This is a genomic window from Mesorhizobium sp. WSM3860 (genome assembly GCF_002294995.1).
Classification (GTDB): domain Bacteria; phylum Pseudomonadota; class Alphaproteobacteria; order Rhizobiales; family Rhizobiaceae; genus Mesorhizobium.
This window is the reverse complement of the sequence record NZ_NSGF01000005.1, coordinates 199,250-216,505: the sequence shown is the minus strand read 5'-3', so window position 1 is coordinate 216,505 and position 17,256 is coordinate 199,250. Positions and strand designations below refer to the sequence as shown.

Sequence of the window (17,256 nt, the reverse complement as noted above, 5' to 3'; positions counted from 1 at the left end):
TATCGAGCAGGCCGCTGGCAGGCGGATTGACTAAAGTTCAGGCATGAAAACCTCTAACGACAATCCAAACTCGTTGCTTACAAACTGGCCTCACTCTCAAGAGGAACAGCCCAGGCCAACAGAGGATCAGGCAGCAGCCAGCACCAGGGGCAACCATCAATCACTTGGACGGCCGCCGGCCAAACGGCGGCGGATAGAGCCGGATGAACCTGGGACGTCGACACGACGCGGCCAACCCTTGTCTGTGAATGCGCGAACCGTAGCCAGCGAAGGCGCATCGGACAGTCTCGTTCGGCAACACGCGGTCACCCACTCGCACCGGCGCGATGATCCCACCGAACGACGCGGTACCGCGCCCGAGCGGCGCCCGGACAGAATGCCCGCTGACGGTAGCGTATCGTCGTCGCATCGTGGGCCACAACGACCAACGTATGGTCTGGAGGCGACGGCAGATCTTCGCCTGACGGAACAACAGTCCGACCGGACCGCAGGAAAACGACTGCGGGAAGAGCCGTACAGGCAGCGAAAGCGACCGATGCATCGCTTGGAGTTGACGGCGGCGGATCTCCGCCTGGCCGAACATCAGCTCGGCCCGGCGGCAAAAAAAAGGCTGCAGGCAGAGCGAGAGCGGTATCAGCGACAATTGAGCCGAATAGCTCAGAACCATAACGCCGGCCTGTGCGTGTCCATGGCAAAGGACAACGAGCTGGCGCATCGCATCGCTGGCGGGCTGGCATTGCCCTTCCTGGAAGGGAGCGTCAACGCGCAAACCAACGCAGAGCGGCTCGACAAGTACCTTCAGATGATTGTCAATGCGAGGCGGGCCACGGGGGCAGGCATAACGCACCGCGATCTCGATCGTTGCACCGCGCTCGCGGCGCAGTATCTCTGCGAGACCGGGTGGTTCGAAGGTGTATCGCTGAAGCAGCTGGCTCATGTGGGCAACAAGCTGAGCAAGCACCCGAACCAGCAAGCGTGCATGGATGCAATCGCGTGGATCGCCGGACAGCTCGAGCAGGCCGATGATCTATCGGGGCTGCGTGGCTACCCGTCAGTCCTACTCCTGAACGCCTTCGCCAAGAACATCAACAGTGGCAGGTGTAAACGCGCGGTGGCTCGTTTGGCACGTTACCTGCAACGTGACGACCAGGCCCGGCAGTCTCTGGACTCGAAGGACATCGGCCTGGCACTCAATACCTTCAGCAAGTGGTTCGATAACCCGGACTGCCAGTCCATGGCGCACTCGCTCGCCGCGCTTCTCGCCAGCGGAAGCCGCCTGCGTCATGCGATGGATGCGCAGAGCGTCGCGAACACGCTTAACGCCCTGAGCAAATGGCCCGACACGGCGGTCTGTGCGGAGGCCGCCAAAGCACTGGCCGGGCGGCTGGTCGACGAGCCCGGGTTGCGCAAGGCCCTGGAACCACTAGGCGTGGCCAACGCGCTCAACGCCCTGAGCAAATGGCCCGACACGGCGGTCTGTGCGGAGGCCGCCAAAGCACTGACCGGGCGGCTGGCCTACGAGCCCCGGTTGCGAAAGGCCCTGGACCCGCAAGGCGTGGCCAACGCGCTCAACGCCCTGAGCAAATGGCCCGACACGGCGGTCTGTGCGGAGGCCGCCAAAGCACTGGCCGGGGGGCTGGCCGACGAGCCCGGGTTGCGCAAGGCCCTGGAACCACTAGGCGTGGCCAGCGCGCTCAACGCCCTGAGCAAATGGCCCGACACGGCGGTCTGTGCGGAGGCCGCCAAAGCACTGACCGGGCGGCTGGCCGACGAGCCCGGGTTGCGAAAGGCCCTGGACCCGCAAGGCGTGGCCAACGCGCTCAACGCCCTGAGCAAATGGCCCGACACGGCGGTCTGTGCGGAGGCCGCCAAAGCACTGGCCGGGCGGCTGGTCGACGAGCCCGGGTTGCGCAAGGCCCTGGAACCACTAGGCGTGGCCAACGCGCTCAACGCCCTGAGCAAATGGCCCGACACGGCGGTCTGTGCGGAGGCCGCCAAAGCACTGACCGGGCGGCTGGCCGACGAGCCCCGGTTGCGCAAGGCCCTGGACCCGCAAGGCGTGGCCACCGCGCTCAACGCCCTGAGCAAATGGCCCGACACGGCGGTCTGTGCGGAGGCCGCCAAAGCACTGACCGGGCGGCTGGCCTACGAGCCCGGGTTGCGAAAGGCCCTGGACCCGCAAGGCGTGGCCAACGCGCTCAACGCCCTGAGCAAATGGCCCGACACGGCGGTCTGTGCGGAGGCCGCCAAAGCACTGGCCGGGGGGCTGGCCGACGAGCCCGGGTTGCGCAAGGCCCTGGAACCACTAGGCGTGGCCAGCGCGCTCAACGCCCTGAGCAAATGGCCCGACACGGCGGTCTGTGCGGAGGCAGCCAAAGCACTGGCCGGGCGGCTGGCCGACGAGCCCGGGTTGCGCAAGGCCCTGGACCCGCAAGGCGTGGCCAGCGCGCTCAACGCCCTGAGCAAATGGCCCGACACGGCCGTCTGTGCGGAGGCCGCCAAAGCACTGGCCGGGCGGCTGGTCGACGAGCCCACATTGCGCAACACCCTCAACGCGCAAGAAGTCGCCACCGGGCTCAACGCCCTGAGCAAATGGCCCCGACGTGCGAACTGCGAGAAGGCCATCGACGTCTTGGCCAGCCGGCTGGCTAAGGACCACGATCTGCGACAAGCCATGGATGCGCAACAGGTGGGCGTGTCGCTCAATGCGCTTAGCAGATGTCTCGGAAGGCCGGCGTGCCAAACAGCAGGGCTGTTGCTCGCAGAGCGCGCAGGCTTGGCCGAACTTCCATGGCAGCAGTTCGAGATGGGTGAGATCGCCATGGTGGCCAACGCGATGTCCCGCCTGCTGCACCCTGACGAGGAACAGCTCCAGACCTTGGGTGGCGCCAAGCTGCAGGCGATAGCCGGGCACCTGGAGTTGCACCGCGAGCGTTTTGAGTCCGCCTCGGTCCCGGAGATTGGGATGCTCTTCAAGGCCCTTGCAGCGGCGCGGCTTCATCGCCAGATGCGTCCGCTGGCACGGCCCGCGCTGGAGCGGGTTTCGGTGCTTGTGGGGGACGGCAGATTACGTGAGACCAACCTCGAGGGTATCGGCAACCTATGCATGGGACTGTTGCCGTTGATTCGCAGTCCGGAGCTGAACTCTCGCCATCGGGGCCACGCGTTACGGGTGTTCAACACGTTGCAGCCTATCGTCGAGCGCAAGATCGACTTGTACCTGACCGACGGTGATTCGCAGTCTTCGACCGACATTGATCAGCACGCAACGCGATGCCCGGCACTGACCTTTTTCCAGGTACTCAAGGCCTACAGCATGGTGTCCCGGCAATGGAAGCCGCGCCACGTCGAAGGCACTCACCAGGAACTGCGCCAGCGCCGCGACCAACTGGCGACATGGGTGGACCGGACGCTGGAGCGTACGCGCGAGGCCATCGAGGCGGACCTCGGCGAGATGAGCTGGAACCTGATCGCTCAGATCGAGGCCGGTGACCAGACGTTTGACGCCCTGGATCTGCGCATGGCGAAGGAGGCGCCGACGATTACTCAGGCCCACCCACCGACCAGCTTCGACCTGGACGTTGGGCGCTTGAGCATGCACTCGGTTCCCGGCCAGCCTCGTGTGCCGGCACCCGGCAACGGCAGCACGAACCATCTTGTGGTCGACTTGCAGGGTAAGGAGGTATCGAACAATGCGACTGAGACGAACCAGCAGTACTCGCTGTTTGCGCGGCTGACGGGTCTGCCGCTGGTGGAGGTCCAGCTGCCCGGGGCGATTTCGACGTTCATGCTCGCGCGTACGTTCAACTATCAGGGTGAGCCCTGGCGCTTCGACTTGTTCGGCGGCAGCCGCGCCACGCGCGGCAACATGAGCCGCCCCGCCCAGCTGTTGTCCGGCACATCCGCGGCGCCGTCGCTGCTGCCGGCAATTCGCTACGCCGACACCACGCCGGGCAGTAGCTTGATGACGCTCGTCGCCAAGCTTGCCCCGCAGCGCGAAGACTGGTCGCGCATGCAGCGTTCACTGCTGGAGATGGTGCCGAGCGATCACGTTATTGAGGGCACACTGCGTCTGGGATTCTTTGACGACGTCAGCGGTCCTGCACACCCGTTCAAACCCTTGGCAGTGGACGGACGGCCCCTGGCGCTGTGCCCCAACGATGGCTGCGGATTTTTAAAGTTAGAGGTAGCCTTGTGCATCCCCGCCTTCCGCAAGCACTATGATGCTTGGCAAGCAGTGCAGGCTGGTCAGGCCAGCGAAGAGCAGCGTGACCTTCTGGCAAACGACAAGGGCCCCACGCGGCTGGCACCGCAGGCGCTACAGCACTTCCCGCGCGACGAGGCGGCGCTGCAGGAGGCGCATGAGGCGATGCGGCACCGGCTTGAGGGGCTGCCGCCAGAGCTCAGCCAACTCACGCTATTCGAGCTGGCCACCAGTGGCGGCTACCAGGGCCAGCGAGTCCGGGCGGTGCCCTCCGCCGACGACAAGGTGCATCTGCCGCGCGAGCGCAGCCAGGCCTTCGACGCCGCAGGCGGCCCCTTGCTGATCGGCAAGCCACCCTACGACAAAGAGAATCTGCTACCGGTGCCAGAGGAACGCGTGGCGACCGTGGCGAAGGGGGATGCCACCGCCGAGTTCCTCTCGCAATCCTTCGGCATTCAGTACAGCTACACCGGATTCGACGACCGATCGGGCGACGATGCCCAGATGCTGCACAGCAAAGGCATGCTTATCATCGTGCCGGAGAAGAACTGGCCGGCCGATTTTGTGAACACGGACCTGGTCTGCTCCAAGGAGGACCTCAAGACGCTGTCGTGCTGGACGGCCGGGCGCGACCGCAGCGCCGTGCCGCGTGACATGCTCAGCACCGGCAGCCTGCGGCTAAAGGACATCGTGGAGCCCGGGCGCATGGGCGCACTGCCGATTCGGGAGCTGCGCAAGCGCAACATGGATACCGACGGCGACGACGCGTTCGTGTACGCGGGCTACCCCAGGCTGGCGGCGCTGATCGCGCGCGAGATGGCCGATCGTGAGGACAGGCGCGGCCAGCCGCAGTCCTTCAAGCCGCCGAAGACGGCCACGCCGGCCATTGATCGTGAGACCGGTCATTACAAGGCCGGGCGGCTGTCCGAGATCATGTCGCTGCGGCGTGGCGGTCAGATCATGGGCGCTGCCAGCACCCTGGCGGCGCGCTTCATGGCGCAACCCGACCAATTACGCGAGGCGATGGCGCGCAACATGATGTTCGGCACCTACGATGGCATTGAGCGCGATCTGCGCACCGGCTTGCGTGAGGTACTCGAAGGTGACGCCCGCGATCCACAGGTGTTGGCGAAACTACGCGCCGATGCGGGCGATGCGATTGAACGCGCCCACATGCCTGAGGCGCGTGAAGCCGCCCAACTCCTGCACGCGCAACTGTTTCGCCTTGACCCGCGGGTGTCCTCCGCTGACGTGCCGCAGCTGCCCGATGCGCTGGCGGAGGCCTTCCCGAACCTCGCCAAGGCGTACGTTGCTGCGCCTTCTGCTGAGGCACGTATCCACGCCATCCTCGACAACTACCCTGTGTGCAGGCTCTCACATGCGCAATTCCCTGCCGGACAACCGGGGCTCATCCCCGGCGAGCCGGAACTGACCATGCGCAACCTTTTCACCATTGCGATCAAGGTAGGCACCGATGCGCTGAAATCCGACACCGGCACGGCGCTGTTCGCCAAGATCGTGGAGGCGTGCGAACGATCCGAGCGGGGGTTCGCCGAGCGGGTGCGCGTGGTGCCGTACAGCAAGGCGACAGCCCGGGCCATGCACGATGGGAGATTTGATGCTGAGCAGACCAAGGGGCTCCTGCAGCACATGCCCACAATGGCCGCCGGTGTGATGCAGGATGCGCTGCACGCGCTGCAGCAGGCGGGCCTGATCGGTCCGCCACCGCCACCGGTCGAGCGCCTGCGCGACATAAGGACCGAGGACATCACGCTTAACGCCGTATCCCTGCTGACACGCGCCCGCGATATGGAGCCCGTGGTCACCGACATGCTGAAGCGTGCGGCCCAGCCCTATGGTGGGCGACTGGTGGGAACACAGCATCAACTGAAGTCGCACGGCTCGCTGAAGGAAAAGCTCAAGCAGCAGATGGCTTTGAAAAAGCAGACCCTGGAAGAAGCGACGGCCGGCGTAAACGACGCGCTGCGCTACAGCGTGGCACTGAATCCGGAGGACTTCACCGTCGGCCTGCGTGGCGTGCTGGCCTCGCTGGACGATCAGGGGCATGTGCGCGTCAAGTTGACCAACACGTTTACGAAGCACAGGCAGGCATTCAAGGCAGTCAACGTCACGTTGCGCAGTCCCAAAGGCGCGCTCTGGGAAATCCAGTTCCATACACCGCAGACCTTCGCGCTCAAGGAGCAATTCCATGATCTATACAAGCGCAAACATGCGCTGGAGATGAAGGGCGCTCCACTGGCTGATCAGAGGGAACTGCAGGCACCCGCGCAGGAGGCCTTCAGTCGCGTGGCTTCGCCGCCGGGGTGTGAGGAGATCGAAGATTGGGAAACGTTGGGCAGCGACAGAAAAGCCGCACTGCCAGCTGCCGAGATCTCACATGTCTCCGGTGCTTCCGGCACCGCCACCAGCATGTCCCCAACAGCGCAGTGCTTGCACGATGATCATCCCAATTGCGAGGAGGGCGTCGTGGAAACCATCCAGGCGCCGGCGGCATCATTGAGTGAAGCGGAACGCCCGCCGCCCCTCGTCTCCCTCACCGCCGCCCCGCAGCCTTTGCTAGCCGGCAGTAACGCACGAGCGGATTTAGCGTCTTCCACGAGAAGCAGAGAACGCTCAAGTCGAGGTCGCTAAGCTTTTAGCGGCGTTGTCACGTTGTTTAAATGTGGCCAGGTGAGGCCGAGCCTGCGCTTTTCAGGCAGGGCGTGCACTCACGGCTTCCCACGGCCATTGCCTGGGGTCGATGGGTTCGAATTTGTGCCGCGGGGCGGTTGGTCTGGGATGGGACGAAGAGGTTTCGGACGGCGGAGAAGATCGACACGAAATGCTGCAATGAGCCACCCGACCGGATCCTGTCGCCTTCGCTCCCTTTCGACTGCCGTTGACGTGGGTCCAGCCGCACGATGAGTGCCGTCAACGCTTGTGGCGTTCCTTCGGACAACGGCTGCCATTGCGGCATCGCTGGTGTCTTCCCGGAGCTATGGCGGAAACTGGGTGATGACGGTTTGAGGAGAGCGGCGTATCGAGGCGGGTGATGAAGCCTGCCAGAACCTCTCAAAGAGAGCGATACGCCATGAACGAGGCGTTGGTGCATGGGTCCGGACTTGATCGGCGATCTTTGAAGCGGCAGACTATGCCGTGGCCGCCTTGCGGCGGGCGGATTTCGGGGCGTGCGCAGGCAGCATGCGGTTGAGGACGGCGCAGCCGATGGCGACTTCGGTCTTCTGAACGGGAAGCGACCGTGCCCGCAAACGCCGCCCGATGGTGGACTTGTATCGCCCTATGGCGGTCTCGACCAGCGAGCGTTTGCCATAACCGTTGGAGACCTGCCATTTCTCCAGGCATACGGGTCGGTCGTCCCGATCTGGCGCAGGCTCGTCCGGCTGCGCACCCGCGCAAGCTGCCGGTGGGAAACATCGTCCTCAGAAAAAGACATTCCAATGTGCTCTGCAAGAGCCTGCCGAAGCGATGAGGCGCTCGTTGCCACCCCAAGTTCATGGATGCCGCCGACAGCTCGGCCGTTAATTTCACATAATTTCACATTCCAAATAAGACACAAAAGTCAGCCCCGAGCTGACGGCCGAAAACGCGCTTATGCAGTGGGATCGCGCGTAATGAAGGCCAGGCTTTCGTGTCGATTCCAAGTCTTTTTGCTCTTCGGCTGTCCGCTCATCCGTCTTGACCAGCACGAACCTACAGCCTATCTCACCGCAAGGTTAGCACTTCCCGCTGGCGAGTGCTAACCGGGCTCCGGCAACGGAGAACCTTTCAACCTCCGCACCAGGGATATCCAAAATGGCAAAGTCGAATTTCCGGCCGCTGCATGACCGCGTGGTCGTTCGTCGGGTCGAGTCCGAATCCAAGACCGCGGGCGGGATCATCATCCCGGATACGGCGAAGGAGAAGCCGCAGGAAGGCGAGATCATCGCCGTCGGCTCCGGCGCCCGTGACGAAGCCGGCAAGCTCGTGCCGCTGGACGTCACGGCCGGCGACCGCATCCTGTTCGGCAAGTGGTCGGGCACTGAAGTCAAGCTCAATGGCGAAGACCTTCTGATCATGAAGGAATCCGACATCATGGGCATCATCGGCTGATCATAGACCTCTCCATCAATTGAGTTTTCGGGCTCTTCCCGAACCCTGTCAGGAGCTTAACCATGGCTGCAAAAGACGTAAAATTCTCCCGCGACGCCCGTGAGCGCATGCTGCGCGGTGTCAACATCCTCGCCGACGCGGTGAAGGTCACGCTGGGCCCCAAGGGCCGCAACGTCGTCATCGACAAGTCGTTCGGCGCCCCGCGCATCACCAAGGACGGCGTCACCGTCGCCAAGGAGATCGAGCTTGAGGACAAGTTCGAGAACATGGGCGCCCAGATGGTGCGTGAAGTCGCTTCGAAGACCAACGACATCGCCGGCGACGGCACGACCACCGCTACCGTTCTCGCCCAGGCGATCGTTCAGGAAGGCAACAAGGCCGTTTCCGCCGGCATGAACCCGATGGACCTCAAGCGCGGCATCGACCTCGCCGTCGGTGAAGTCGTCGCCGCTCTCAGCAAGGCCGCCAAGAAGATCAATACCTCCGAGGAAGTTGCCCAGGTCGGCACCATCGCCGGCAATGGTGACGAGTCGGTCGGCAAGATGCTCGCGGAAGCGATGCAGAAGGTCGGCAACGAAGGCGTCATCACCGTCGAGGAAGCCAAGACCGCCGAGACCGAGCTGGAAGTCGTCGAAGGCATGCAGTTCGACCGCGGCTATCTCTCGCCCTACTTCGTCACCAACGCCGACAAGATGGTCGCCGATCTGGAAGACGCCTACATCCTGCTGCACGAGAAGAAGCTCTCCAACCTGCAGGCCATGCTGCCGGTGCTGGAAGCCGTCGTACAAGCCTCGAAGCCGCTGCTCATCATCTCGGAAGACGTCGAAGGCGAGGCCCTGGCCACGCTGGTCGTCAACAAGCTGCGCGGCGGCCTGAAGATCGCCGCCGTCAAGGCTCCGGGCTTCGGCGACCGCCGCAAGGCCATGCTGGAAGACATCGCCATCCTGACCGGCGGCCAGGTCATCTCGGAAGACCTCGGCATCAAGCTCGAGAATGTCGGCCTCAACATGCTCGGCCGTGCCAAGAAGGTGTCGATCTCGAAGGAAAACACCACCATCGTCGACGGTGCTGGCAAGAAAGAAGAAATCCAGGGCCGCGTCGCCCAGATCAAGCAGCAGATCGAGGAGACCACCTCGGACTACGACAAGGAGAAGCTGCAGGAGCGTCTGGCGAAGCTCGCCGGCGGCGTTGCCGTGATCCGCGTCGGCGGCGCGACCGAGGTCGAGGTCAAGGAAAAGAAGGACCGCGTTGACGACGCTCTGAACGCGACCCGGGCGGCCGTGGAAGAAGGCATCGTTCCCGGCGGCGGCGTCGCGCTGCTGCGCGCTTCGCTGGCCCTCACTGTCAACGGCGCCAACTCCGACCAGACCGCCGGCATCGCCATCGTTCGTCGCGCGCTGCAGGCTCCGGCCCGTCAGATCGCGGCCAACGCCGGTGCCGAGGCTTCGATCGTTGCCGGCAAGATCCTGGAGAACAAGGGCGCTACCTTCGGCTTCAACGCCCAGACCGGCGAGTATGGCGACATGATCGTCATGGGCATTGTCGACCCGGTCAAGGTCGTTCGCACCGCTCTCCAGGACGCGGCGTCGGTCGCCGGCCTGCTCGTCACCACCGAAGCCATGATCGCCGAGTCTCCGAAGAAGGAGTCGGCTGGCGGGGGCATGCCTGGCGGCATGCCCGGCGGCGGCATGGGTGGTATGGGCGGTATGGATTTCTAAGGTCCACGCACCTCAACAATCTCGAGGGCGGCAGCGATGCCGCCCTTTCTCTGACGCGGAGCCAAGCCGATCGCCCATCCACAAGGCTACATACGGCGGCACATTCACTGCGGACACCAATGACTGACTTCATTCTGTTCGCCATGGTCGGCTTCCCGCCGCGGCGGTTGACGGCGCATTAGGCATGGACTAGGGCCCGATCTCCTCCACCGTGCTGCTCTCCTTCGGTGTTCCGCCGGCGCAGGCTTCCGCCGCGGTGCACGCGGCGGAAATATTCACCACGGCCGCTTCCGGCACGGCGCATCACTACCACCGCAATTTCGGCCGGAAGCTGTTCTGGCGGCTCGCACGTTCGGCATTCTCGGCGGATGCCTTGAAGTCTTCGTGCTCACCTCGTTCGACGTCATAGTGAAACCCTATGATAAGACCTATCTCGCTGTTGATCAAAAGAGGTTCCACACGACATCAATAGCCAAAGTTTCTGCGGTACTTTCAGCTATTCTACCGACCAAACCGGGAAGTCTCGGGATTTTGGTCGCCCGAGGCAAAGATCGATTAGGGGGAATAGGTGGGTGCAAGAAGCGCGAGCGTGAGGGACTTGGTCTAGCCCGATTTGTTTTGGTGGGAAGGAACCGGCGACGCAGTCCTTCGAGCGACGGGGCTTTTCACCAACCTACGTCACGGGTGGCTTAGCTGGTTGCGGAGCCTCAATCGTTCTTCCGTGTTGGCTGATGGCCGGCATGCGCACAGCGTCGGGACAGCGATCTGGCTCAGCGTCCCGGCTTGTCGTCCTGGTCGATGAGGATGCGCTCAACGGCTCCATCAAGATCTTCATATTGGCCACTTCTCAACGCCCATAGGAAGCCAGACAGCCCCAATGCGCCCAAAAATAGCGCGACTGGTATGAGGTAGATGAGTGTCGTCATGACGGCCGCGCTGATGAGCGTATGCCGGAACGCGTTGCCGAAGAAGCCCTTGTCAGCTCGGCGGGCATAAAGCGGTGCAGCCTCAGCGCGTTTCCGATCACCAGCAGCGATGAGGCGGACATCGCGACCGCCGCGATCACCGGTGTGACATGGCCGAGGATGGCGACCGGAACGGCAACGGCGTTGTAGATGATCGCGATTGCTATGTTCTGGCGGATCAGCCGCCTTGCCTTCCGCGAGACGTCCAGCGCAAGGGGTACCGCCGAAAGGCTTTCACGCAGGAACACGAAATCGGCGGCGTTGCGGCCGACATGGGCGGCGGTGGCTGGAGCGATCGAGACGTGCGCCGCGCCCAGCGCTGGGCTGTCGTTGAGCCCGTCGCCCACCATCAGGACCTTATGGCCGGCCTTGGTCAGCACTTCGATCCGCTCAGCCTTCCCGGACGGCAGCAGCGCCGAAACAAAACGGTCGATTCCCAATATTCTTGCGACATCGCCACAGGCGTCTGCGGTATCGCCCGACAGCATTTCGACCGAGACCCCCGCATCATTCAACTGCGCCAAGCCGGCCCGGGCATCGGGCCGCAACGCATCCTCGAAAACGAAGGATGCGACAATGCCGCCGTCTTTCGTCAGGACTGTTCCGCCATGCCCACTTTCGCTATCGGTTAGGGCCTTCCATCTAGCCCATCCGCGCCGGCCCAGCCGCCAGATACTTCCAGTGACAGTGGCTTCGATTCCAAACCCCGGATGCTCTGTGACGGCATCGAACTTGTGCTGCCCGCCAGCAGCGGCAAACCCGGCTACGGCCCTTGAAAACGGATGACGCGAATGCGCGGCCATATCGGCGGCGATTGCCAGCACGGCCGGGTCGATCGACGACGCATTGACGAGCCGGGGCTGTCCGAGCGTGAGCGTTCCGGTCTTGTCGAACACCGCCGTATCGATCGTCGCCAGGCGCTCCATGGCCGAACCGTCCTTCACCATGATGCCGCTTTCGAACAGACGCCGCGCCGCGACCACCTGCACGATCGGCACCGCGAGGCCGAGCGCACATGGACACGTGATGATGAGAACGGCAATTGCAGTCGTCATTGCCAGGTGCCAGTCGCCAACCGCAACCATCCAACCGATGAATGTTATTAAAGCTGTGAGATGGACCACCGGCGCATAGAGGGCGGAGACGCGATCGGCGATGCGTCGATAGGGCGAGCGGCCGCCCTCCGCCGCCTCCATCAATCGAACCATCTCCGCCAGGAACGAGTCCTTCGCGGCGGCTGTCGCCTCAATCGTGAGCGAGCCGGTAAGGTTAAGTACCCCAGCCTGCACGGGGACGCCTGGCGCCACGTTTCTGGGCGTGCTTTCGCCGGAGACCAGGGAGCAGTCGAGATCAGATGATCCCCGAATGATCTTTCCGTCGACAGGAATCCTTTCGCCCGCTGCGATGAGCAGCTGCATTCCCGGTTCGATCTCGGCAACCGGCAGATAGTCGCGCGCGCCCTCGCCGCGCAGCACCATGGCACCACGCGCCGCCAGCTGCGACAGGCCGTTGACGGCGGTTCGGGCCCGCTCGCGCATGACATGATCCAGCGTACGGCCGATTAACAGGAAGAACAGCAGCGATACCGACGCGTCGAAATAGGCGTGATCGCCGTGATTGATCGTCTCATAGAGGCTCATGGCGTAGGCGAGCGACATCCCGACCGCGATCGGCACATCCATGTTCATGCGGCCGTGGCGCAGCGCGTTCCAGGCCGAGCGGAAGAAAATGCCCCCGGCGAAGGCAAGCGCCGGGATCGCGATCAGCGCAGAGACCCAGTGGAATAAGTCGCGGGTCGCGCCTTCGGCGCCGGACCAGACCGAGACCGAAAGCAGCATGATGTTGCCCGCCGCAAAACCAGCAACCGCGACTGCGCGGATCAGTTCGGATAGTGTCTTGTTTTTGCCGCCGAGCTCGGGGTCGAACAGATGCACCTGATAGCCTAGCCGTCCAAGCGCGCGGACGAACGGTGGCACCTCGTCACCACGCCACCTGACCGAGACCCGTTTCGTCGACAGGTTGACGCGGGCGCTCTCGACGCGATCGAGATTTCCCAACGCCTTCTCGATCGTCTGGATGCAGGCTGCGCAATGAACCGTCGGAACCGAAAGGTCGGTCTGGCGAAGACCATCGCCAACAAAGCGGCTCGCCAACCTGATCTCCTGGCCAGACGGCAGGACCGATGTGGTACCGGTCAAATCCAGCGCCAGTTCCGCGCCGGGTGCACAGCAGCTCATTGCAGCGCTCCTTGCGAAATCATGATCCGGCGAACGTCGCGATAGGGCTCGGCGAGACCGGCGTCGGCATCGACTTCGACGATCCAGACGCCATCCTTGGGCACGTCCCGTGCTGCAAACTCCTGAGCCGAAGCAAGGGCAAGAGTGATGCACTTGTCCTCGGCCTCATAAGCGGGATGACGAAACAGTATCTTCACGCCATGCAAGGTCACCGGCTTGCCGGTGGCATCACTCAAGCTGTAGCGGACCTCACTCCGAGCGATCGTCAGGTTGCCGGTCCAGCCGAGTGCCGTCTGCGCGCGCCCTTCCTGGGCCTTTTTGTTGAATTGCTGACTGGCCACATAGGTGTTCTCGACGACCAGGCCGGTCCAGCTTTTGCTGGCGAGCGTCGCCATGGTCAGGTTGACGGCGATGACCACGCCGAAAAAGCCGAGAATGGTGAGCAGCATGTGCCTGCCGGTGAACTCGCGCGTCTTTTGCGTATTGGTGCTCATCTGGCGATCTCCGGTGCGTTGAAGGTGGCCGTGTATTCGTCCGATTCGAAGTTCGCCTTGTCCTCGACCCGGAACTTGAAGGTTTGTGCAGCATGCCGCACCTCACCCGCTGGCTGGCGCACGAAAACTTTCAGCATCTTCAGCCGGTCGGGTTCGACCGCGATGCCGAAGAAGCGGTCTGGCGGCAGATCACTGCCGACGACGCTCATTTCGGCTCCCTGCAAGCCCTGCATCGCGACAATTATTGTCCTTGGCTCGGGGATCATGTTGAGCAGTTTGACGGTATAGCCGTTGCGGATCGAACCGTCGGACAGCGTGACGAACTGTGGATTGCGGTCATGCAGCACGTTCAGTTCGAGCCGATCGCGCGTCAGCAGCGAATAGAGCAGGCCCAGCCCGATCAGCGACCACAGGCCCATGTAGACGTAGGTGCGCGGCCGAAAGATCTTGCGAATGTGAAAATACGCCACCTGATCGCAGAAGGTGCCGACAGCAGTCCTGACCAGCGACGGATTGATCGAACTGGAGCCGCCTGACGTCGCCAGCGTCATGTTGGCGTTGTAATCGAAGAGCGTCGCGTAGGAGATCAGCCCACGCTCCTTGCCGAGCTTGTCCATGACGCGGTCGCAGGCGTCGATACACAACGCGCAGGTAATGCATTCGAGCTGCTGGCCTTCGCGAATGTCGATCCCCATCGGGCACACCGCGACACAGGCGTTGCAATCGATGCAGTCGCCGACCCGCTGCCCCGCCGCGTGGGCCTTCTTGGCGTGCCTCGAACGAGGTTCGCCGCGCCAGTCATTGTAGGTTACTGTGAGCGAATTCTCGTCGAGCATGACAGCCTGGATGCGCGGCCACGGGCACATGTAGGTGCAGACTTGCTCGCGCATCAGCCCGCCGAACGTGTAGGTGGTCGTTGTCAGCACCGCTATAGTGACGTAGGCGACCGGTGCGGTGGTGCCGGTGAATACCTCGCTGATCAGCGTTGGCGCGTCGGCGAAATAGAGGATCCAAGCGCAGCCGGTGGCTGCCGCTATGACCAGCCAGATGGCGTGCTTCGCTAGGCGCAGTACCAGTTTGCGCACCGTCCATGGGCCGGCGTCGAGCTTTATGCGGGCGTTGCGATCGCCTTCGATTGCCCGCTCCACCACCACGAACAGATCGACCCATACAGTCTGCGGGCAGATATAGCCGCACCATGCGCGGCCGACGGTGGACGTGATCAGGAAGAGGCCGATGCCGGCCATCACCAGAAGGCCGGCGACATAGTAGAATTCCTGCGGCCATATCTCGATGAAGAAGAAGTAGAAGCGGCGGTTGGCAAGATCTATCAGCACGGCCTGATCAGGAGCGAACGGACCTCGATCCCAGCGCAGCCAGGGTGTCAGATAGTAGATGCCCAGCGTGATGGCCATCACCAGCCACTTGAAGCGGCGGAAGCTACCCGAGGCGCGCTTGGGGAAGATTTTCTTGCGCGGTGCATAGAGCGGCTGTCGTGTCTTGGCGGAGTCAACCACCTTTGCCTCGAGCCGCTCCATCTGCGTTTTATCCGGCACCTGGATCTCCACTTGCCCGCGACCTATGACATCGTTGAACGACGGACTTGTCTGCGTCGACAGGCGTCCGGTCTGCAGCGAGCCCTTCGCCGAATGGGGCCGCGCCACCTTGCAGGGTCAATCGCCCCATGCCGGAATGGTGTCGAGGCCCGGCAAAGCCGGGCCTCGTCGCTTGGCGGGGGAGGGCTGAGAATAGGCTTCCGTTCCTATTCTCCGCCGCCAAGCGAATGAACATAAACCGCAAGTTCCTTAACCTTGGTCTCGCCGAGACGCCCGATCCACGCCGGCATGACGCCGTGCTTCGGCGCACGGACCTGGACGGCGACGGCTGTCTCGCCGGACCCGTAGAGCCAGATCGCGTCCGTCAGGTCGGGTGCGCCGAGTTCCCTGTTGCCTTTCGCATTGTCGCCGTGACAGGCGACGCAGTTTTCGGCGAAGATCCTGGCGCCGGGTTGAATCAGACTTGCATCGCGGACCTTGCCGGACAGGCTGGCAACGTAGGCGCTCACCTGTGCGATCTGATCGGCGGTGATGACGTCGCCGAAGGCCGGCATTTCCGACTGGCGCGTGTCCGGATCTGACGCGAAGCGGATGCCATGCGCGATCGTTTGCTGGATCTGCTCGGTCGTGCCGCCCCACAGCCAGTCATCGTCGTTCAGGTTTGGAAAACCTTTCGACCCTTCGGCGCCGGAGCCATGGCACTGCGTGCAGTTGACCTTGAATGCGGCGCCGCCGGCCGCGACCGCGAATTCGCGCAAGGCATAGTCCGAGGTAATTTCAGCGACGCTTTTCGACTCCACCGCCGCGGCGTATTTGCCTTTCGCCGCTTCCGCCGCCGCCAGTTCATTCTTGACATCGTTGCGGCTGGAATACCCAAGCACACCCTTGGTCGCAGAATACAGCATGGGCCAAGCCGGATACGCCATTGTATAGGCCACCGCCCAACCGACAGTGATGTAGAAGGTTATCACCCACCATCGGGGCAATGGGTGGTTGAGCTCCCTTATCCCGTCCCATTCATGACCGGTCGTTGAGATGCCCGAGACTTCGTCGATGTGCTCATCGCTCATGATCGGTCGCCCTTGAGTGGAATCTGGGCGGCTCGCTCGGCCTGTGTTTTGCCGCCTGGACGCAAGGCAAAGGCAATGCTGCCGACGAAGAAGAGCGCCATGGCAAGCAGACCCCAGCTGTCGGCGAATTCCCGCATCAAATCATAGCTCATCGCGTCCCCCTCAGCGGTAGCCGGCTGCATCGTCATAGGTCTTGAAATCGACCAGTGTTCCCAGCATTTGCAGATACGCGACGAGGGCATCCATCTCGGTCACCTGCTGCGGGTTACCGTCCAGGTCGCCGACCTTGGCTTTCGGATAGCGTTTCTCGAGGCCGGAGCTGTCGGCATTCGGGTCGGCCTGCGCCATCAGGTCGACATTGGCATTGGCGATCATGTCATCGGAGTAGGGGACGCCGACGCGCCGGTTGGCGATGAGATGCGTCGAGAAGTCCTTCACCTCTATCGGTTTGTCTTTCAGAAAGGCATAGTTGGGCATGATCGACTCCGGCACGACGGAGCGCGGGTCGCTGAGATGCTGGACATGCCAGCTGTTGGAGTAGCGGTCGCCGACGCGCGCGAGATCGGGTCCCGTCCGCTTGGACCCCCACTGGAACGGGTGGTCGTACATGGACTCTGCCGCCAGGCTGTAGTGGCCATAACGCTCGACTTCATCGCGGAATGGCCGGATCATCTGGCTATGGCAGAGATAGCAGCCCTCGCGCACGTAGATGTTGCGTCCGGCGAGTTCGAGCGGCGAGTAGGGCCGCATGCCATCGACCTTCTCGATTGTGTTGTCGAGATAGAAGAGCGGCGCAATCTCGACGATGCCGCCGACAGTCACCACGAGCAGCGAGCCTACGAGGAGAAGCGTGGCGTTCTTCTCGATGATCGCGTGTTTGTCGATCAAGCCCATTGTCTGGC

General features: G+C 63.1%; 10 protein-coding genes and 2 pseudogenes. 4 read left to right on the top strand and 8 right to left on the bottom strand.

Annotated elements, in window-relative coordinates; all coding sequences use genetic code 11:
- Positions 1-43 precede the first annotated feature (43 nt).
- On the top strand, positions 44-6,856 hold the full coding sequence (xopAD, locus tag CK220_RS11555; RefSeq protein ID WP_095811642.1) for a XopAD/skwp family type III secretion system effector: 6,813 nt from the start codon (positions 44-46) through the stop codon (positions 6,854-6,856).
- 497 nt (positions 6,857-7,353) lie between these two features.
- On the opposite strand, the pseudogene CK220_RS11545 reads toward xopAD, so the two are convergent.
- Positions 7,354-7,557 (bottom strand): annotated as a pseudogene (locus tag CK220_RS11545) (IS5/IS1182 family transposase); the annotation flags it as partial.
- A gap of 460 nt (positions 7,558-8,017) precedes the next feature.
- On the opposite strand from CK220_RS11545, the gene groES reads away from it, so the two are divergent.
- From groES to CK220_RS32420, 3 genes and pseudogenes are all read left to right on the top strand, one after another.
- Complete coding sequence (gene groES / locus CK220_RS11540; RefSeq protein ID WP_095811641.1) at positions 8,018-8,314, top strand: co-chaperone GroES; 297 nt, start codon at positions 8,018-8,020, stop codon at positions 8,312-8,314.
- Between the two features lie 62 nt (positions 8,315-8,376).
- On the top strand, positions 8,377-10,032 hold the full coding sequence (gene groL / locus CK220_RS11535; RefSeq protein ID WP_095811640.1) for a chaperonin GroEL: 1,656 nt from the start codon (positions 8,377-8,379) through the stop codon (positions 10,030-10,032).
- A gap of 119 nt (positions 10,033-10,151) precedes the next feature.
- Positions 10,152-10,473 (top strand): annotated as a pseudogene (locus tag CK220_RS32420) (TSUP family transporter); the annotation flags it as partial.
- A 329-nt stretch (positions 10,474-10,802) separates the two neighbouring features.
- Here CK220_RS32420 and ccoS read toward each other — a convergent pair.
- The 7 genes from ccoS to ccoO all read right to left on the bottom strand — a co-directional run bounded on the left by ccoS (position 10,803) and on the right by ccoO (position 17,248).
- Positions 10,803-10,958, bottom strand: coding sequence for a cbb3-type cytochrome oxidase assembly protein CcoS (gene ccoS / locus CK220_RS11525; protein ID WP_095811639.1), 156 nt, complete (start codon positions 10,956-10,958; stop codon positions 10,803-10,805).
- Positions 10,955-13,234: a cation-translocating P-type ATPase gene (locus CK220_RS11520; RefSeq protein WP_095811638.1), complete on the bottom strand. Its 2,280-nt coding sequence runs from the start codon at positions 13,232-13,234 to the stop codon at positions 10,955-10,957. Before CK220_RS11520 ends, ccoS begins: the two co-directional genes overlap by 4 nt.
- A complete protein-coding gene (locus CK220_RS11515; protein WP_095811637.1) occupies positions 13,231-13,728 on the bottom strand; it encodes a FixH family protein in 498 nt (165 codons plus the stop codon). Before CK220_RS11515 ends, CK220_RS11520 begins: the two co-directional genes overlap by 4 nt.
- Positions 13,725-15,266, bottom strand: a complete 1,542-nt coding sequence (gene ccoG / locus CK220_RS11510; RefSeq protein WP_095811726.1) for a cytochrome c oxidase accessory protein CcoG — start codon at positions 15,264-15,266, stop codon at positions 13,725-13,727. The genes CK220_RS11515 and ccoG overlap by 4 nt, the downstream gene beginning before the upstream one ends.
- Before the next feature lie 224 nt (positions 15,267-15,490).
- The gene (gene ccoP, locus CK220_RS11505) at positions 15,491-16,354 is read right to left on the bottom strand and encodes a cytochrome-c oxidase, cbb3-type subunit III (protein ID WP_095811636.1); all 864 of its coding nucleotides are present in this window, start codon (positions 16,352-16,354) and stop codon (positions 15,491-15,493) included.
- Complete coding sequence (locus CK220_RS11500; protein WP_095811725.1) at positions 16,351-16,506, bottom strand: cbb3-type cytochrome c oxidase subunit 3; 156 nt, start codon at positions 16,504-16,506, stop codon at positions 16,351-16,353. Before CK220_RS11500 ends, ccoP begins: the two co-directional genes overlap by 4 nt.
- A gap of 10 nt (positions 16,507-16,516) precedes the next feature.
- Positions 16,517-17,248, bottom strand: a complete 732-nt coding sequence (ccoO, locus tag CK220_RS11495; protein ID WP_095811635.1) for a cytochrome-c oxidase, cbb3-type subunit II — start codon at positions 17,246-17,248, stop codon at positions 16,517-16,519.
- Between the last annotated feature and the right edge of the window lie 8 nt (positions 17,249-17,256).